The 20,291-nt window shown below is 40.6% G+C and carries 14 protein-coding genes and 1 pseudogene; 2 read left to right on the plus strand and 13 right to left on the minus strand.

Going from position 1 to position 20,291, the window contains the following annotated elements:
* Window positions 1-52: 52 nt before the first annotated feature.
* Window positions 53-211: pseudogene (locus O3601_RS01325) on the plus strand (integrase); the annotation flags it as partial.
* Window positions 212-348: 137 nt separating this feature from the next.
* Here the strand turns inward: O3601_RS01325 and eno are convergent.
* On the minus strand, window positions 349-1,653 hold the full coding sequence (gene eno, locus O3601_RS01330; RefSeq protein ID WP_000022821.1) for a surface-displayed alpha-enolase: 1,305 nt from the start codon (window positions 1,651-1,653) through the stop codon (window positions 349-351).
* Window positions 1,654-1,816: 163 nt separating this feature from the next.
* Here eno and O3601_RS01335 point away from each other — a divergent pair, with 163 nt between their 5' ends.
* The gene (locus O3601_RS01335; RefSeq protein ID WP_371470547.1) at window positions 1,817-2,263 is read left to right on the plus strand and encodes a DUF1694 domain-containing protein; all 447 of its coding nucleotides are present in this window, start codon (window positions 1,817-1,819) and stop codon (window positions 2,261-2,263) included.
* Here the strand turns inward: O3601_RS01335 and O3601_RS01340 are convergent.
* The 12 genes from O3601_RS01340 to O3601_RS01395 form a co-directional block, all read right to left on the minus strand.
* Window positions 2,260-3,375: a glycerate kinase gene (locus O3601_RS01340; protein ID WP_371470549.1), complete on the minus strand. Its 1,116-nt coding sequence runs from the start codon at window positions 3,373-3,375 to the stop codon at window positions 2,260-2,262. The genes O3601_RS01335 and O3601_RS01340 overlap by 4 nt on opposite strands.
* Window positions 3,376-3,383: 8 nt before the next feature.
* Window positions 3,384-4,028 (minus strand): phosphoserine phosphatase SerB, encoded by a 645-nt coding sequence (gene serB / locus O3601_RS01345; RefSeq protein ID WP_371470550.1) that lies wholly within the window; start codon window positions 4,026-4,028, stop codon window positions 3,384-3,386.
* A gap of 58 nt (window positions 4,029-4,086) precedes the next feature.
* The gene (gene glgA / locus O3601_RS01350; RefSeq protein ID WP_371470551.1) at window positions 4,087-5,520 is read right to left on the minus strand and encodes a glycogen synthase GlgA; all 1,434 of its coding nucleotides are present in this window, start codon (window positions 5,518-5,520) and stop codon (window positions 4,087-4,089) included.
* Window positions 5,517-6,656 (minus strand): glucose-1-phosphate adenylyltransferase subunit GlgD, encoded by a 1,140-nt coding sequence (gene glgD / locus O3601_RS01355; protein ID WP_371470552.1) that lies wholly within the window; start codon window positions 6,654-6,656, stop codon window positions 5,517-5,519. The genes glgA and glgD overlap by 4 nt, the downstream gene beginning before the upstream one ends.
* Window positions 6,646-7,788: a glucose-1-phosphate adenylyltransferase gene (locus tag O3601_RS01360; RefSeq protein ID WP_101781911.1), complete on the minus strand. Its 1,143-nt coding sequence runs from the start codon at window positions 7,786-7,788 to the stop codon at window positions 6,646-6,648. The genes glgD and O3601_RS01360 overlap by 11 nt, the downstream gene beginning before the upstream one ends.
* Window positions 7,778-9,706 (minus strand): 1,4-alpha-glucan branching protein GlgB, encoded by a 1,929-nt coding sequence (gene glgB, locus O3601_RS01365; RefSeq protein WP_371470554.1) that lies wholly within the window; start codon window positions 9,704-9,706, stop codon window positions 7,778-7,780. The genes O3601_RS01360 and glgB overlap by 11 nt, the downstream gene beginning before the upstream one ends.
* Window positions 9,707-9,981: 275 nt before the next feature.
* Window positions 9,982-11,406 (minus strand): NADP-dependent glyceraldehyde-3-phosphate dehydrogenase, encoded by a 1,425-nt coding sequence (locus O3601_RS01370; RefSeq protein ID WP_371470555.1) that lies wholly within the window; start codon window positions 11,404-11,406, stop codon window positions 9,982-9,984.
* Window positions 11,407-11,671: 265 nt separating this feature from the next.
* Complete coding sequence (gene pulA / locus O3601_RS01375; protein WP_371470557.1) at window positions 11,672-13,951, minus strand: type I pullulanase; 2,280 nt, start codon at window positions 13,949-13,951, stop codon at window positions 11,672-11,674.
* Between the two features lie 118 nt (window positions 13,952-14,069).
* Window positions 14,070-16,028: an NAD-dependent DNA ligase LigA gene (gene ligA, locus O3601_RS01380; RefSeq protein ID WP_371470559.1), complete on the minus strand. Its 1,959-nt coding sequence runs from the start codon at window positions 16,026-16,028 to the stop codon at window positions 14,070-14,072.
* Window positions 16,029-16,119: 91 nt separating this feature from the next.
* Entirely contained in the window at window positions 16,120-17,298 is a 1,179-nt protein-coding gene (locus O3601_RS01385) for an MFS transporter (RefSeq protein ID WP_371470560.1), read from the minus strand.
* A gap of 79 nt (window positions 17,299-17,377) precedes the next feature.
* A complete protein-coding gene (locus O3601_RS01390) occupies window positions 17,378-18,241 on the minus strand; it encodes a MutR family transcriptional regulator (protein WP_371470562.1) in 864 nt (287 codons plus the stop codon).
* Between the two features lie 2 nt (window positions 18,242-18,243).
* Window positions 18,244-20,145 carry an ABC-F family ATP-binding cassette domain-containing protein gene (locus tag O3601_RS01395; RefSeq protein WP_371470563.1) on the minus strand — a complete coding sequence of 634 codons (1,902 nt, stop codon included), beginning with the start codon at window positions 20,143-20,145 and terminating at the stop codon, window positions 18,244-18,246.
* Window positions 20,146-20,291: the final 146 nt, after the last annotated feature.

A 20,291-nucleotide genomic window follows, 5' to 3' on the forward strand; every position in this document is an offset into this window, starting at 1 on the left:
ACAAAAATAAATCAAATTGAGCACCTATAAAAGCATGCTGCCTGCGATGGCCAATATTTTATCAGAAAATAAAATTCCGCTAAAAACAATCACGGACAGGGTTGATCATTCCGACTCTGAAGTCACCACTTCCATCTACACCCACGTCACAAAGAACATGAAAGATGAAGTAATCAATGTACTGGATAAAGTTATGAAAAAGATTTTTTAAAAAGTTTTGCCCCTTTTTTGCCTCCTAAATACAAAAATAGCCCTTCGGATAAAATCCGAGGGGCTAGAAACGTTGTTAAATCAACGGCCGAACTTTTGAATTTCAAGGTTCGGGATAAAATAGTTCACTGAACTATTTTATTTTTTAAGGTTGTAGAATGATTTCAATCCACGGTATTCAGCTACTTCACCAAGTTGGTCTTCAATGCGAAGCAATTGGTTGTATTTAGCGATACGGTCTGTACGTGAAAGTGAACCAGTCTTGATTTGTCCTGCGTTAGTTGCAACTGCGATGTCAGCGATTGTTGAATCTTCAGTTTCACCTGAACGGTGTGATACAACGGCAGTGTAACCAGCTTCTTTCGCCATTTCGATAGCGTCGAATGTTTCAGTAAGAGTACCGATTTGGTTAACTTTGATAAGGATTGAGTTAGCAGCACCTTCTGCAATACCTTTTTCAAGGTAAGAAGTGTTTGTTACGAAGAAGTCGTCACCAACCAATTGAACTTTACCACCAAGACGTTCAGTAAGAGCTTTCCAACCGTCCCAGTCATTTTCATCCATACCATCTTCGATAGTGATGATTGGGTATTTGTTTACCAATTCTTCAAGGTAGTCGATTTGTTCTGCAGCAGTACGTACAGCTGCTCCTTCACCTTCAAATTTAGTATAGTCGTAAACTTTACGTTCTTTATCGTAGAATTCTGATGAAGCACAGTCAAATCCGATAAATACGTCTTTACCAGGAACATATCCAGCAGCTTCGATAGCAGCAAGGATAGTTTCAACTCCGTCTTCAGTTCCTTCAAAACGAGGAGCAAATCCACCTTCGTCACCTACGGCTGTTTCCAAACCACGAGATTTAAGGATTTTCTTAAGAGCATGGAAGATTTCAGCACCCCAACGAAGAGCTTCTTTGAATGATGGCGCACCAGCAGGTACGATCATGAATTCTTGGAAAGCGATTGGAGCGTCAGAGTGAGAACCACCGTTGATGATATTCATCATTGGAGTTGGAAGAACTTTAGTGTTGAATCCACCTAGGTAGCTGTAAAGTGGGATTTCAAGGTAGTCAGCAGCAGCACGAGCTACAGCGATAGACACACCAAGGATTGCGTTGGCACCCAATTTACCTTTGTTAGGAGTACCGTCAAGTGCGATCATAGCACGGTCGATAGCTTGTTGGTCACGTACATCGTAGCCGATGATTGCTTCAGCAATGATGTTGTTTACGTTGTCAACAGCTTTTTGTGTACCAAGACCACCGTAACGAGATTTGTCACCGTCGCGAAGTTCAACTGCTTCGTGTTCACCAGTAGAAGCTCCTGATGGAACCATACCACGTCCGAAAGCACCTGATTCAGTGTAAACTTCTACTTCAAGTGTTGGGTTACCGCGTGAGTCTAGGACTTCGCGAGCGTAAACATCAGTAATAATTGACATTTTTTACTCTCCTTATGAGTTAAATTTTTTACACCTCTATAATACCTTAAAAACCCTCCTTTTTCAAGAAAAAACGTTATCTTTGTGCAAATTTTCCTTAACTTTATAAAGTAATCGCTTTCTTTTGTCTGTTTTATTCTAACTTTTATGATATACTGTTTTCATGACAGATTTATCAAAACAATTACTTGAAAAAGCTCATGGTGGAGCAAAATTAAATCCAGATGAGCAAAGACGCTATCTTGGCACTTTTGAGGAAAGAGTTCTTGGATATGCAGATATTGACACAGCAAATAGCCCTCAGTTAGAAAAAGGCTTTTTATCTATTTTAGAAAACCTTCAGGAAAAAGCAGAACCACTATTTGTGAAGATTTCACCAACTATCGAATTTGACAAACAAGTTTTCTACTTAAAAGAAGCAAAAGAAACTGATAGTCAAGCCACCATTGTATCTGAAGAGCATACTTCTTCTCCTTTTGGCCTGATTATCCATACCAATGCACCAGTTCAAGTAGAAGAAAAGGACCTTCGACTTGCTTTTCCAAAACTTTGGGAAGTTAAAAAGGAAGAACCAGCCAAAACATCCATCTGGAAGAAATGGTTTGGCTAAATCTTGCGCATAGTTAATAAACACCCAATATTGGCTGCCGTGCGCTCCAGATAGAGACTGGCATTTTTCAAACTATCTTCTAAAGGTTCACTTTTCTCCAAAATTGAAAAAGCCGCTTGGATATTCTCAAATGGTAGGGAAGGTAAATCCTCAGCAATACTACCACAAATAGCAATGACAGGAACTCCGACAGGGGTTCTTTTTGCTACGCCTATCGGCGCTTTACCTGCTAAACTTTGACGATCTAGCTTTCCTTCTCCTACAACAACCAAGTCAGCATCTGAAACTTTCTTATCAAAGTTGATTAGGTCCAAGCAGCTATCTATTCCAGACACGATATTTGCCTGAGCAAAGGCACACAAACCGCCAGCAAGGCCTCCCCCAGCTCCTGCTCCTTTAATTTGCAATGTTACAGGTGAGGCTTTTTCATAAAAATCTTGGATTGCCTGATCTACGACTGCAAACATAGTAGGATCTAGGCCTTTTTGTTTGCCAAAAATATAGGTCGCACCTTGAGGACCACATAAGGGACTCGCGACATCTGCTAAAATACGAATTTGAACATCTTCAGGAATTTTATAGCGATTTTCTGTTGACATAGAAGCTAAGTTTAATAAGGACTGCCCGCAAGCGGGCAAGACATTTCCATCCCTATCATAAAATCGATAACCTAAACCAGCAGCGATCCCAATTCCTCCGTCATTACTGGCCGTGCCACCAACGCCGATATAGATTTCTTTAATCCCTTGAGCAATGAGATGACGAATCAACTCTCCAATACCACAAGTTTGGATTTTCAGTGGATTTCGTTTCTCTAGCGGAATCTTTCCAAGGCCAAGCAAATCAGCAACTTCAAATAGTGCCAGTTGACTTTTTTGAAAATAGCGCATTTCTTCTTTTTGTCCAAAAGGTCCTGTCACTTGGAACCATTGTTCTTCAAGGTCGAGAGAATGTCGAATGGCATCTACTGTCCCTTCGCCACCATCACCAACAGGACAGAGGAGACATTCTACATCTGCTATCGATTGTTGGAAGCCTCTTTTAATATCTTCAGCCACCTCTTCAGCGGTCAAGCTTTCCTTAAACGAATCCGGTGCAATTACAATCTTCATATTTTCCCTCATTCTAAACAGTCAATCAAAGAAAGAACTTCTAAAAAATCCCTCTTGTCAACATGATATTGTATTTCTTTTTTGAGTACCTCTTTGGCACAAAAAGCGATTCCAAGTCCCGCCGACTTCAACATCAATAAATCATTGGCCCCATCACCGACTGCAATCGTTCTTTCTTTAGAAAGTTTTAGTTCCTTTCTCCATTGTTCTAGAGTCTCTTTTTTAACCTCGGGACTAATAATTTGTCCAACTAATTTCCCTGTTAAAAGCCCATTTTTTACTTCAACTTGGTTGGCAGAGAAATAGGCAATACCAAGTGATTTCGCTAATCTCGCAACTATTGGTGTAAAACCACCAGACACCAGACCAACTAAGATTCCATTCTTTTGGAGAATAGAAACGAATTCCTGTGCATTTTGCGATAGATGAATAGAGTCGAAAACTTTATCAAAGACCGAAACAGGAAGTCCTTCCAACAAGGAAACTCTTTTTCTTAAACTGATTTCAAAATCCAACTCTCCTCTCATTGCCCGACTTGTAAGCTGCGCAATTTCCTCCTCACGACCTGCTTCTCTTCCCAACAAATCAATCACTTCTTCTAGGATTAAGGTTCCATCTACATCCATGACACACAAGCCTTTTACTTGAGACATAAATTCTCCTCTCTAAACAGCCCAAAAATCGTATGAAGTCATCATACGATTTTATCTATTAGTTAACTAAACTATGGTACAAGTCAAGGTATGATTTGCAGGCTGTATCCCATGAAAAATCACACTCCATAGCTTGTTTTTGTAGGTTTCTCCAAACGTCAGGATGGTTTCTATACAAGTCCAAAGCTGTTTGGAAAGTCCAATTTAACCAGTAAGGAGATAGATTGTCAAAGCTAAAGCCAGTACCGCTTCCTTCGATTGGATTGAAAGCGCGAACTGTATCTCGCAAGCCTCCAACTTCATGGACCAACGGCAAGGTTCCGTAACGCATAGCCATCATTTGAGACAAGCCACACGGTTCGAAACGACTCGGCATGAGGAAGAGGTCACAAGCAGCGTAGATTTCTTGAGCTAGTTTGACATCAAAAGTGATATTTGCTGATAGCTTGTCTGGGTAAATCTGAGCAAACCATGAGAAAGAGTGCTCAAAGGCAGGGTCGCCAGTTCCCAAAAGAACAATCTGAACATCTTCTTGCAAGATATGGTGCAGACTTTCGACCACCACATCAAAACCTTTTTGACGTGTCAAACGAGAAACAATTCCCACCAGTGGGACATCATCCCTAACGGGTAAGCCAACTCTTTCTTGCAATTTTGCCTTATTCTGGGCCTTCCCAGACAAATCTTCCTGATTGAAATGATAGTCTAAAAGAGCATCCGTCTGAGGATTATACAGGTCAGCATCAATCCCGTTCACGATACCAGACACCTTGCCAGACTCCATTCGAAGAATTTGATCCAAGTTACATCCGAACTGACTGGTCATAATTTCATGAGCATAGCTCGGTGAAACGGTTGAAACACGGTCAGCATAAAGAATACCAGCCTTCATCCAGTTCAGACAGTTGTTCCAGCGAAGGGTACCATCAGCATAACGTTCAAAACCGACTCCAAACAAATCCCATAACATTCCTTCTGAAAATTGTCCTTGAAATTCCAAATTATGAATGGTTAAAACAGTTTTAATACCTTGATAGGCTTGAATCCAACGGTATTTTTCCTTTAACAAGAAAGGAATCATAGCTGTATGGTAATCATGAACATGGAGAAGGTCAGGAATAAAGTCAATCCTTTCCATAGCCTCAATGGCAGCAAGTTGGAAAAAGGCAAAGCGCTCTCCGTCGTCAAAATCACCGTAAACATGACCACGGAAGAAATAGTATTGGTTGTCAATAAAGTAGAAGGTTACACCGTTTAAGACGGTTTTCTTAATCCCACAATACTGTCTGCGCCAACCAACACTCACCTCAAAATGAAGCACATCTTCAATTTGATTTCCAAATTTAGCCTCTACCATGTCATAGTAGGGTAAAATCACTGCAACTTCATGTCCCGCTTTTACCAGTGATTTTGGAAGAGCGCCAATAACGTCTCCCAAACCACCTGTTTTTGAAAAGGGTGCACCCTCTGCTGCTACAAATAAAATTTTCATGAATGAATATCCTCTGTTACTTTGCTACCTTTCTTAACGACAACTGGATGTTCTGCAGTTCCTCGAATCACAACACCAGGCTCAACTTCAACACCCTTGTCTAAGATAGCATATTCTACCTGAGCTCCTTCTCCAATAACAACACGAGGGAAGAGCAGGCTATCTTTAACCAAGCTATCCTTATGGACATGAATATTACGTGATAGAACAGAATTAGCCACTTGACCTGCAATGATACTACCAGACGCAAACTGAGAAGTACTTACCTTAGATGTATTGGCATAGTAAGTTGGCTCTTCGTTTTTGACCTTTGTATAAATCTTTTGATTTGGTGAGAAGAGAGAGTAGAATTTTTGTGATTCAAGCATATCTTTGTTAGCTTGATAATAAGACTCTACAGAGTGAATATTTGCCAGATAACCTGTGTACTCGTAGGCAAAAGCCCCTTCTTTTGCAGCCAAATCCCGTAAAACATAGCGCAACTTCTCTGGATGTTCTTTCTTAGTTTCTTCTTCTAAGCGTTCAATCAACCAAGGTGTATCAACGACAAAGATATCTGTAGACATGTTATAGATTTGATCTGGTAACTTGCTATCAAAGAGTTTATGAGAACGAACATGGTCTGTTTCATCCACTTCCAAGATTGCGTTTACTTCTGAAATGTCTTTCTTAGCTAGCTTTTTATAAACTACAGTGATAGGTCCCTTTGTTGTACTATGTAGATGGAAAACTTGGTTCAAATCAATGTTAATCAAGACATCGCAGTTGAGGGCAACCGTTTGGTTTGAGCCAGAGCGTTTTAAATAGGTGAGCAGCTGTTGGTAGTATTCTTTTCCAACTGTGCTACTTTCTACACGGGTATTGTAAATACCTAGATAATAGTGACTGAGAAGGGTTGATAAGCCCCACTCACGTCCTGAGCGGATATGGTCAAAGACAGAACTGATATTATCTTGTTGGAAAATACCAAAGATACTACGGACACCTGCATTAGCAAGACTGGAAAGTGGGAAGTCAATCAAGCGATATTTACCACCAAATGGCAAACTAGCTACTGGACGGTGATCCGTCAGTGTTGACATATCATGAAAACCAACTGTATTTCCTAAAATGGCAGAATATTTATCAATCTTCATCTGTTGCTACCCCCACTACTTCATTATATCCTACAACTTGTACTTCTTCTGTTCCATCAATTTCGACACCGTCAGAAATAACTGCACCTTCACCAATAATGGCACGTTTAATTTTAGCTCCCTGACCAACAATTGCACCACTCATGATAACTGAATCTACTACTTCTGCCCCTTCGCGAACTTGCGCACCTGTTGAAAGGATAGAATGTTTAACAGTTCCATCTACAAAACAGCCATCAACAACCAAGGAATCTTCCACATGAGCATTTGCCCCAAGGAAGTTTGGTGGTGAAATTAAGTTTCTTGAGTAAATCTTCCATTGACGGTTACGGCTGTCCAAGGCATTCTCTGGAGAAATGTACTCCATATTTGCTTCCCAAAGTGACTCAATGGTACCAACATCTTTCCAGTAGCCATTAAACTCATATGCATAGACACTTTCACCTGACTCAAGGTAATTTGGAATGACATTTTTACCAAAATCTGACATATCTACATTGCTCTTTTCAGCAGCAACAAGCATATTGCGCAGACGTTGCCAATCAAAGATGTAAATACCCATAGAAGCCTTTGTAGATTTTGGTTGTGCTGGCTTTTCTTCAAATTCAACAATGCGGTTATTGGCATCTGTGTTCATAATACCAAAACGGCTAGCTTCTTTTAGAGGAACATCAAGAACTGCTACTGTCAAACTAGCATTATTATCCTTGTGTGACTGGAGCATATCATCATAGTCCATTTTATAGATGTGGTCCCCAGACAGAATCAAGACATACTCAGGATTGACACTGTCGATATAGTCGATATTTTGGTAAATAGCGTGGCTAGTCCCCTCAAACCAACGATTTCCTTCACTTGCAGAATAAGGTTGAAGAATAGAGACACCAGAATTAATACCGTCTAACCCCCAACTTGAACCGTTTCCAATATGATTGTTAAGAGCAAGTGGTTGATACTGTGTAATGACTCCAACATTGTTAATCCCTGAGTTGGCACAGTTTGAAAGAGCGAAGTCAATGATACGGTAGCGTCCGCCAAATTGTACAGCTGGTTTCGCAAGGTTTTGAGTGAGTTTTCCGAGACGAGTTCCTTGCCCACCGGCAAGAATCAAAGCTAACATTTCATTCTTCATTTTCTACTCCTTTTTGGTTTTTATTTGTGACGGTTTTAGTAGATTTCAAGCGACGTTTGATTTTCCAGACACTTGCTCCCATAGCCGGTAGGGTAAAGGTCAAGGTCTGCTCATAATCTTTCCATAGTCCTTCTTGCGTTTGAACAGTTTGATTATGTTCTTTCCAAACGCCTCCCCACTCTTCTAACTCAGTATTCCATACTTCTTCGTAAATTCCTGCAACGGGTAGTCCGATTGTAAAATCTTTTCGTTCAACAGGTGCCATATTAAAGACGCAGACTAGCATGTCGCCCTTCTTACCCTTACGGATAAAGGAAAGAACACTCTGGTCTCGATTATCCGCATCAATGATTTCAATACCATCATAGCTGGTATCAATTTCCCACAGACAGCGGTGGTCTTTGTAAAACTGGTTTAGCTGAGAAGTGAAATACCTCATCTTAGCATTCATTGGATCTTCTAGATTAGACCATTCCAACTGTTCTTCAGATTTCCATTCTAGGAATTGCCCATATTCACTACCCATGAAGAGCAATTTTTTACCTGGGTGACAAATTTGGTAAGTGTAGAGATTGCGCAAGCCTGCGAATTGATTGTAGCGATCTCCCCACATCTTATGCATCATACTCTTCTTACCATGAACCACTTCATCGTGCGAGAATGGTAGGAGATAGTTTTCCTTGAAAACATACATAAAGCTGAAAGTCACCAAATTAAAGTCATACTTACGGTAAATAGGATCTTCTTCGTAGAAACGGAGGATATCATTCATCCAGCCCATATTCCATTTGTAGTCAAAGCCAAGACCATCTGAATCCTTGGTGTCAGTAATCTGAGTAGCTGATGAACTTTCCTCAGCTATCATCATAACGTCTGGATGAGTTTGTTTAATCACATCATTCAAGCGTTGAAGGAAATAATAGCCCTCGTAGTTGAGATTTCCGCCATCTTTATTAGGCGTCCATGGTGCATCATCATAATCAAGATAGAGCATGTTGCTAACTGCATCTACACGAATACCGTCCAAATGGTAAAAGTCAATCCAAAACTTAATGCTAGAAATCAAGAAGGATTGGACTTCATTTTTCCCAAGGTCAAAATTGAGCGCTCCCCAACCGTAGTTATGAGCCTTATTATGGTCTTGGTACTCAAAAGTCGGTGTCCCGTCATAATAAGCCAAAGCATCATCATTAATAGTGAAATGACCAGGTACCCAGTCCACAATGACCCCAATATTATTTAAATGACATTCCTCAACAAAATCTTGAAACTCTTCAGGACGACCATATGCATGCTCTAAAGCAAAGTACCCCATAAGCTGGTAACCCCAACTCAAACCGAGAGGGTGAGACATCAAGGGCATAAACTCAATGTGAGTATAGTTCATCTCAACCAAGTAAGGAATCAGCTCATCCTTCAATTGAGCAAAACTATAGGGACTACCATCTGGATTCCTCTTCCAAGATCCAGCATGGACCTCATAAATATTGACAGGACGCTCTTCAAAGCTCAAGCGTTTTCTACGAGCTAACCAAAGCCCATCCTTCCATTTCTTTTCTGGAATATCTGTTAAAATAGCTCCAGTACCAGGACGTGCCTCATATCGTACAGCCAAAGGGTCAATCTTCATCAGCTGATGACCATTTGCACGCGTGATATGATACTTGTAAATTTGGCCTTCATGAGCAAGGCTGGTAAAGACTTCCCAGACACCAAATTCATTTCGTTCCATTGGAATTTGATTTGCTCCCCAATTCGTGAAATCCCCCACCAAGTGGACAGCCTGAGCATTGGGAGCCCACACACGAAATGTATAACCGTACTCTCCATTTAGTTCTTCCCTATGTGCTCCTAGATAATGCTGAAGGTGAAAATTTTCTCCTGTCATAAAGGTGCGCAAAGCTTCTCTTTTATCCATAATACCTCCCCTTTTTCTGTAAGCGTTTTCTATAGATTTATTATACTACCTTTTTAGGGAAGATTCAAGTAAATTACGGAATTTGCAAAAAAATCTTTTGAAAGTCTTCAACAAATTCACTGATGTGTTCACTTGTAAATCAAGAAATTTTCAAACAGATTATGAAAACGAATTGTTTTTTTACAATACTATCATAAAGTTCGTCATTTTACCAATAAAATTGTTGTTTTAAAGTAAAAAAAGAAACCAGGAAAACAATTTCCTGATTTTACATTTTATTTCACATCAAAAACAATGGATTTGACATTTGTCATCGCTTCAATGCTATATTTAATTCCTTGAACACCAGCACCAGAACCTTTGACACCAAGGAATGGAAAATTATCTGGACCACGCTGGGTTTTATTATTAATATGGACTGTACCCACTTCAAGTTTTTCAGCAATTTCAAAGGCCTTTTTGAAATCATTTGTAAAGACTGATGATTGAAGTCCGAATTCAGATTCGTTGGCAAAGGCAATAGCTTCTTCTACACTAGCCACACGAATAATTGGTAAAACAGGCCCAAATGGTTCTTCCCATGCTACTTTCATATCTTTTGTAACTTGGTCAAAAAGCACTGGCCAGAGAAGATTGCCTTCACGTTTGATTGGCGTAAGAGCCTGAGCCCCTTTTTCTTGTGCATCCTCAATCAAGCCCCAAATGAAGTCGGCTGAAGTATTGTCAATAACAGGTGTAATATCAGCATTGTCAAATGGATCACCAACTGTTAATTTAGCAACCTCTGCTTGAAGCAAGGTAACTAATTTATCTGCTACACTTTCAAGAACAATGACACGTTTAATGGCCGTGCAACGTTGGCCTGAGTAGCTAAAGGCACCCGCAACAATTTGCTTGGCAGCATGTTCCAAATCTGCATCTTCTAGTACAAGAGCCGCATCTTTTCCGCCAAGTTCCAACATGATAGGACGCATACCAGCTAAACGACCAATACGTTCTCCGATAGGAGTTGAACCTGTAAAGTTGATGAAGTTGACTTCTTTGTGCTCAATGATATAATCCCCAATTTCTGAACCACGACCAGTAATGGTATTGAAAACACCTGCTGGAATCCCTGCTTCTTCAAAGGCTTTAGCCAACAAGAGACCAGAAATGGAACCTTGTGTTGGTGGCTTAAACATAACCACATTCCCTGCAATCAAGGCCGGAGCAATCTTAGAACCAGAAAGATTAATTGGATAGTTAAAGGGAGCAATAGCTAGCACGACTCCAACCGGCTCACGACGGACAACAGCCAGTTTGTTTTTACTTGCTGCCTCAAAACCACCACCTTCCATTGCTTGTCCAGTGATACGGAGACCTTCCTCAGCAGCATAACGAATCAAGTCTGCTGTACGCACTACTTCTCCAATGGCTGCTTTAATCCCTTTTGCTACTTCTTTGGCAAGGATAGTACCAATTTCTTCCTTATCGCGTTCTAAAATAGCTGCTGTTTTATGCAAATAAGCCGCACGTTCAACTGCTGATAAAGCTCGCCATGCTGGCAATGCTGCACGCGCAGCTTGCATAGCCTCATCTACTTCCGCTTGGCTCATAGCTGGTACTGTCCCTAATTCTTCTTGATTGATTGGTGAATAAATCGTAATTTCTTTTTCAGATGATTTCCATTCTCCATTTACTAAATTCTTATATCTTGTCAAATTCTCGTCCTCCTGAAAATGATTAGATATATTTTACCAAATTTTCAGAAAATTACAACCCTTTTTACAATATTTTTGAGATTATTTTCACAAGCTTGACTTTTCAAACTATTTGAACTCTTTTGTTAAGCAGTCAGTACAAGAAGAAAAGGCTTAGATGAACTAAACCTTTTTCATGCTATGTTATTCTTCATTGAGTTTTATAATTTTTAGCAAGAAGATATCCTAGAAATTATACGACACAATTGAAAACTTTTGATTTTTTCTACAAGACTTTAAAGACGCTGGTGCTAACGCCACCAACCATGTCTTTATCACTTAAATGGCTATTGGTCACCAATAGTTCTAGATTTCCAGCATTTTCAAACTGGAAGTCTTGCCCTTTAGTATTAAATACAACCAGTAAATGGTCTTCCCCTTGAATCTCATAGACAATCAAACCACTATGTTCATTTGCTGAATGAACAAAAACATGATGGTAAATTTCATCATAAGTAGGGTAAGAAAAGGCACCGGTTCCTGTCTTCAATCGAATCATCTGACGGATAAAGTCAATACTATCTTGACGCTCATTAATCAAGTCCCAGTTCACTTGGTTCACACTGTCTGGAGCATTATAGCTATTCATAGCACGCTCTCTATCATCATGGGTCAACTCACCATTTTCACCAGTCGCAACTAGTTTGGTACGACCAAATTCTTGACCGATTTCCATAAAGGCCATCCCTTGCATGAGTAGGTTCATAGCTGTGGCTGTCTCAACCTTGCGCATGATTTGTTCTGAACTTTGGTCTGGATGAAGGGTTGCCAATAAATCGTGAAGATTGTAATTGTCATGGGCTTCCACATAGTTAAGTACTTGATTTGGATGTGTATAGGTTCCTAATTCACGACTGCCTAGGATTGCTTTGGCAAGAATTGGCTCTGTCGCAGCACCGCTGACAAAACCTGATTTAATTGCACCGTAAACTTCTCCACCTTTAACAGCATCACGCTGATTGTCATTAAAGAAACCAATATTTGGCATTTCGTAGGCGTTGTCTTTCTTAGCCTTATCATAAGGGGCAAGACCTGTTCCCATGTCCCAACCTTCTCCATAGAGGATAATGTTGGGGTCGATTTCATCCAAGCTCTGACGAATCATCTGCATGGTCTTGACATCATGAATCCCCATTAAGTCAAAACGGAAGCCGTCAATATTGTATTCCTGAACCCAGTATAGAAGAGAATCAATCATATACTTGCGGAACATTTCGTGTTCACTGGCTGTTTCATTTCCAACACCCGTTCCATTCTGGAAGGTACCGTCTGGATTCATACGATAATAGTAATCAGGGACAGTTGTTTGGAAAGGTGCATCAACAACTGAGAAGGTATGGTTATAGACCACATCCATAATAACACCAATACCCGCATCGTGATAGGCTTGAACCATGGTCTTCAAATCACGAATGACCTGAGCTGGATCCTCTGGATTAGTTGAAAGGCTCGTTTCTGGTGCGTTATAGTTTTGTGGGTCATAGCCCCAGTTGTAGGTTACATTCCCATCTGCATCGTATTCTTTGTGACGATCTGCAATTGGTTGCAACTGAACATAATTGTAGCCTATCTTCTTGATGTAATCAAAAGCAGTTGACTGACCATACTGGTTAACTGTTCCAGTCTGAGCAGCACCCAAGAAAGTTCCTCGAAGATGTTCATCCACACCTGAGGTCGGTGACTTGGTCAAATCACGAATGTGCATTTCACAAATAACTGCCTTACATGGATTTGTCAAACGCCAAGTAGCCTCAGAACCGTGCTTGACCTCAAAGTTTTCAACTTGCTTTTCTTCAAAGCTCAGAATAGCTGAACGTTTGCCATCAGGACTGGTCGCGATAGTGTAAGGATCGCGTGTCAGTGTTTGGTGGTGAGGAAATTGGACTTGATACTGATAAGCCTTACCAGTCAAATCTTCCTCAACATCCAAACTCCAGACACCGATTGTATTGTCCTTATGATTATAAGAGTAGCTATTGCCTCTTTCCATCTCAAAACTCTTCCAAACAGGGGCATCGTTAGCAGCTGATTCATAAACGACAATCTGCACTTCTGTCGCTGTTGGAGCCCAAAGGGCAAAATGAGCCTGATTATCCTCTACACGGCAACCCAATTCCCCTTGATAACCCCAATGATGGTCAAAACTAGCACTGTTAATGGCCTTATCAAAGGCAAAAGGATTTTGATTTTTATAGAAAGGACTTGCAATAGCAGGATTTTCAGAGTAATAAATCCTATCATCTCCTTCCAAAATCCAGACCTCTGTTAAGAGGGGATAGTGATTAAAACGGATAGCATATTCTTTACTGGTTTGGCCGGTATGAACCACAAAATTCAAACTTTCTAGGGGATGAGCGCTTGGATGTTCAAAACTAAATGAAGCTCCAAAATAATCTTCTTTGTAGGTCAGCAAATCGATTCGCTGGTCTTGACTTTTTACAAAAGAGCAGGTGTCGTATTCTCCATTCTTGCGATGGTAATGAATGCGCATAGGGTAGTTATACATTTTTTATTTTTCCTTTATATTTCTTAATTTATTTCTATTTGACTAATAAGCTCTAGACCGATTTTGTTCCGATTAACAAACATAGTCCTCTTATCTAAACTCTGCTTTTAAACGATCATTACAGACTTTCTAGCCAAGCTTCATCTCGAACCTCGATACCAAGTTCTTGTGCTTTTTGCAGTTTGCTTCCAGCATCTACACCTGCCACAACGAGGTCGGTCTTTTTAGAAACACTGCCTGTTACCTTGGCACCCAGACTTTCGAGTTTACTTTTAGCTTCTGAGCGCTTGAGCCGTTCCAATTTCCCAGTCAATACCACTGTCAAACCTGACAAGGCTGCATCTGCCACTACAGTCTGTCCTTTATATTCCAGATTGACCCCAGCTTCTTTCAATTCTTTTAGGAGAATTTCAGAGCCCTCTGTCGCAAAGTAAGTCTGAAGACTTTTGGCAATTACACCACCTAGACTTTCAATACTAGCTACTTCCTCTGGATCTGCCTGAGCCAGATTTTCGATTGAATGAAAATGTTGAAGTAACAGCTGACTGGCCTTGCTTCCGACATGGCGAATTCCCAAACCAAACAATAGTTTCTCGGCTGAATTTTCCTTAGATGCTTGGATGGCCTGATACAGTTTAAAAGCAGACTTTTCCTTAACCCCCTCTAAAAGGAGGAAATCTTCTTCTTTCAAACGGTAAATATCTGCCACATCCTTGACTAGATTTGCAGCAAAAAGCTTCTCAACAATAGAGGGACCAAGGCCTGTAATATTCATAGCATCTCGAGAAGCAAAGTGAATCAAGCCTTCCATGATTTGAGCAGGGCAACGCGGATTGATACAACGAAGAGCCACTTCATCTTCAAAGTGTAGCAAGACAGAATCACAACTTGGACAGTTTGTTGGAATATCTAGTTTCTCTTCAGAAAGCCGTTTGGACTCTACCACACGTAAAACGGCAGGGATGATGTCTCCAGCCTTATAGACGATAACTGTATCATCTTTGCGGATATCCTTTTCAGCAATATAATCAACATTGTGCAGGGTTGCACGGCTAACAGTTGTACCAGCTAGCTGAACAGGGGTCAGATTAGCAGTTGGAGTTACAACACCCGTACGGCCAACTGTCCAGTCAACTGACAGGAGTTGTGCTTCTTTTTCCTCAGCAGGGAACTTATAGGCTACTGCCCACTTAGGAGCCTTGACGGTAAAACCTAATTCTTCTTGGACTGCTAGTTCATTGACCTTAATCACTACCCCATCGATATCATAAGGTAGATTGTCCCGCTCCTGTCCTACTTCTTGGATAAAATTCCAAATCTCATCCATGCTTTCAGCCAGAATTCGCTTAGGATTGACTACAAAACCTAGTTGTTCAAGGTGCTTCAAAACCTTTTCTTGGCTATCACGAGTTGAAGGGCTGGCTTCTTGATAGAGGAAAGTCGCAAGATTGCGCTTGGCAACTACTGCTGTATCCAACTGTCGTAGAGTCCCTGCCGCCGCATTACGAGGATTGGCAAATTCAGGCTCTCCATTTTCTTGGCGAGCTTGGTTAACCTGGTCAAAAGAAGCACGTGGCATATAACATTCCCCACGAACCGTGATATCTAGTTCTTCTGGCAAGATCAATGGAATGTCCTTAACACGCTTAAGATTTTCTGTGATATTTTCACCAACAGAACCATCTCCACGTGTTGCACCAACAACCAAAATCCCCTTTTCATACGTCAGCGAGATAGATAAGCCATCGATTTTCAGCTCACAAATATAGGTCGGATGAGGCACCTCCTTACGAACACGCGCATTAAAAGCTTCAAGCTCCTCACGTGAAAAAGCATCCTGCAAACTATAAAGAGGATACTGATGACTGTATTTTTCAAAACCATCTAAAACCTTGCCACCAACACGATAGGTCGGACTGTCTGCTAACACTTGATCTGGATAGGCAGTTTCTAACTCAACCAACTCTCGGTAAAGGCGATCATACTCACTGTCAGAAACCGAGGGATTATCGCTGGTATAGTACTCAGTCGCATAGCGATTGAGCAAGGCGACTAACTCATTCATTCTTTTATTCATAAGACCATTTTACCATAAACTAAGCCCTCCTCACAAACGAGAAGGGCGGAAAAATACTTAGATTGGAATTATTTTTGAAGTCCAAGCAAACTTATGTCTCTTTTTCAAAATGAGTTCGAACATAGCATAGAGCTAAGAAAGATAAAACGACAACTCCAAGTCCAATAATCGAGAAAGAATAAAGATGAACACTTGGAAACCAGGTCATTAAACCTGTTGCTATAGGCATAAACAGTATAGCTAAGGTATAAATCGAACTGAGAACTCTACCAAGATATTCACCTCCAACCTTGGTTTGTACCTGAGTAAAAAAGTGAATATTGAAAATCGTCATAAATAGTTCACAAATGAAATTCCCTGAAAAAGCAAGATAGCTGGGCAGGGTGAAACCCATTATCATCACTCCAACTCCAGTCAGAGCCAACAAAAACAGAAGCATTTCCATACTGGCTTTAATCTTGCTAGCTAACAGGGCCCCAACAATAGAACCGATAGCACCCATTGTTAAAATAGTGGCATAAGCACCTTGAACTCCATAGAGCTGATTTGAAAAGGGGAGGAGGTAATTAAAGGCTGCGAAGAAAAAATTGACACTTGAAGCCATGACTAACAAAAAGAAGATTTCCTTTTGCTTCACAATATAGTGAACTCCCTCCTTGATATCAGCACAAATAACTTTGAATGTAAGTTTCTTCTCACCCAAAGTCTTCTCTTCTTTCTTTGGAAGCAAGGCTACCAAGCCAAAAGCGAGAAAAAAACTAAGGGCATCTAATACCAAGGTAATGCGAAGACTTGCGAATTGTAAAACCAGAAAAGAGAGTACAGGGGAACTCACACTGACAACCTGCAAGACCAACTCCAAACGAGAATTGTAGAGGACCAGTTCATCCTTCTCTACCAATTCTGTGATAATGGCCTTATTTGCTGGTCTAGAAAAGGCGAAAGCAATAGCCTGCACAATATTGGCAAAAATCAAAGCCCCAATCATCCAGCTGTCATTCCTTATGAAAGAAATAGCCAGACAAAGAATCCCACAAACAAGGTCTGTAGTCATTAAAATCTTACGACGAGAAAAACGGTCTGAAATGACTCCGCCAAAAGGATTTACGAGAATAGATGTGACGAGTTCAGAAATCTGATACATTCCTAAAACAGTCTGTCCGATAGTCCCCATGGAAGCCAACCAGACACTATTTCCATAATCATAGAGCATATTCCCTATCTTGTTAACAGCTCCACGGCTAATCAACTGTACTGCATAGCGATTCATATAAAAACTCCTCTCAAATTTTGAAACTATTGTATCAAAACCGAAAGGAGCTTCTTTCTTTTTCCCATATTTGGGAAAATTAATCTTTGACAAATTTTTCGTAGTGTTCTTGATAGTAGGCTACTTGCTCTGGAAGACCTAGCACGTCAAAAATATGCATGGCTTCTTGCATTTGGCTACAACCTTCTTTACACTTTCCTTTTTGGTACAAGGCAAAACCTTTTAAGTAATGTAAAATATTTCGTTCATACAGACTAATGTTTTTACCAATAATCTTCTCTGTATAAGCCTCAAAATAGCTAGCATTATCAAAAGAAGAATGCTCTAAACAATGCTGATAACAATTGAGGGCTAAAATCAACACTAATCTCTTATGGCGACCAATCTCTTGGTAAAATTCCTCCCTCTCCATAACTTCTCTACCAATCCGAGTGACATAGTCCACATCGTAGAAACTATAGAGGTTCCCGAAAAGAATCAACTCATACATGGTCCATTCTTCTGTTTTGAAGAGATAATCTGCTACCTTATCCAAATCATCTTGCTTCATATCATAACTCGAATCTCTTTGACAAATCAGACCTTGTAGCAAAATCCAGTTCAGCTCAAAATAAAGGGGATTCGTCGAACTCTTAGCCTTTTCAAGTTGTTCTCTTTGAAGCTTTTGAAAACCTGCAATATCATTTGAGTAGTAAAGCGGAATAATTTGTCCCATCATGGCAACATGTTCATGATTGTGAAAATTTCTTGCCTTGTCCATGAAATTTTCGATTGTTACATGAATGTTATCCAAAATCTCAAAGAAACGCGAGACTGCTAGGTCAGACTCCCCAAGCTCAAAGCGAGATAACTGAGAGGTTGAACAGGACTCCCCTGCCGCCTCCTTTAAAGAATAATTTCCACTTGTACGAAATTCACGAAATACTTTTCCAAGATGTTCCATCTTTACACCTGCTCTGATAATTCTTCCCACTCAAGCATGGCTTCTTCCTGACGATGGCTGATTTTGTCCAGCTCAGCCTGCAATTCCATGAGTTCGCCGGCATCGTTTGTTTCCAACATTTTTTCAGAAATGGCTTGACTTTGACTTTCTAGCTCTTCGATTTCAGCTTCTAGATTTTCAATTTGTCGCATGAGTTTGCGAACTTCTTTTTGACTTTCTTTTTGAGCTTGATAGTCATTCACAGGACTTGCTTCTTTTGCTTGATTACTTGTTGAAACCTCCTCTGCCAGACTCATTTCTACTTCTGCTTTCTTCTCAACATAGTAGTCGTAGTCTCCAAGGTAGAGAGTCGAGCCATTCTCAGACAATTCCAAAACATGAGTTGCTACACGATTGATAAAGTAACGGTCGTGGCTGACAAAAAGCAAGGTTCCATCAAAGTCAATCAAGGCATTTTCTAGCACTTCCTTGCTATCAATATCCAAGTGGTTGGTTGGCTCATCCAGAATCAAGAAGTTGTTGTTTTCCATAGATAATTTAGCTAAAAGCAAACGAGCTTTCTCGCCACCAGACAGCATGCCAACTGATTTTTTGACATCATCTCCTGAGAAAAGGAAGGCACCGAGACGATTACGGATTTCAACTTCCGGTGTCAGTTTAAAATCATTCCAGAGTTCATCCAGTACAGTATTACTTGGTGTCAGCTTGCTTTGATTCTGATCATAGTAACCCACCTCAACATTAGCGCCAAAGCGCTTTTCCCCCTTGATAAAAGGAATCTGGTCCACAATAGACTTGATAAAGGTTGACTTGCCGATACCATTTGGACCGACGATAGCAACAGCATTCATTTTACGAAGGTCTAGGTTAATCGGTTGTGACAAGACTTCCCCGTCATAGCCAACAGCTGCATTTTCAACAGTCAATACAACATTGCCCGACGTTTTGTCAGACTGGAAGGTCATGTTGGCTGATTTCTTACCAGCTTCAGGCTTGTCCAAACGTTCCATTTTTTCCAGTTGTTTTCGGCGAGATTGGGCACGTTTGGTCGTTGAAGCTCGGACTAGATTACGATTGACAAAGTCTTCCAGAGCAGCAATCTCCTTCTGTTGCTTTTCATAGTTTTTTGCTTCAGTAGCTAGCTTTTGCTCCTTCAACTCGACAAAACGAGAGTAATTGCCCACATAACGATCCAAGGAATGCTTAGTCAAATCCAGCGTAATTGTCGCAACCTTGTCCAAGAAATAGCGGTCATGACTGACAATAATGAGGGCACCGCTATAATTTACCAAGTAATTCTCTAGCCAGGCGATAGTTTCGATATCCAAGTGGTTGGTTGGCTCGTCCAAGACCAAGAGATTAGGCTTTTCAAGAAGCATTTTGGCCAGCGCCAGACGGGTATTTTGACCACCAGAAAGCTCAGCAATTTTCATCTGCCACATAGACTCGTCAAACTTGAATCCATTCAAAATCGCTCGAATATCAGCTTCGTAGGTAAAGCCACCTGCTTGGCGAAAATTCTCAGATAAGCGGTCGTAATCTGACATCAGCTTATTCAAGTCCTCACCAGACTTTTCACCCATCTCCAACTCCATCTGGCGCAGTTGTTTCTCAGTCCGACGCAAGTCATCAAAGACATGAAGCATCTCATCGTAGATGGTATTTTCGGACTCAAAACGGCTATCTTGGGCTAGGTAAGACAGAGAAATATCTTTTTTCTTATTGATTTCTCCACTAGTTGGCTCCTCTTCTCCAACCAAAATCTTCAAAAGAGTAGACTTACCTGCACCATTTTTCCCAACAAGGGCAATCCTGTCTCGTTCATCAACCTGCAGGTTGATATTATCAAAAAGAACCTCTCCTGCAAAAGAACGTTCAATTTTATTAGCTTGTAAAATAATCATACAAGTAGTATAGCATGTTTCCCTAAGGCATTCAAGACTTGATAAACATACATATGTCACTACTTTTCTGAAAATTATGCTACCGTTTTACTAAAACGCTAAAAAGTGCTATAATGTGAACGGTTAAAACAATTTACAAAAAGGAG

This window comes from Streptococcus sp. 20925_1_69 (assembly GCF_041432365.1).
In the GTDB taxonomy this organism is placed as follows: Bacteria; Bacillota; Bacilli; order Lactobacillales; family Streptococcaceae; genus Streptococcus.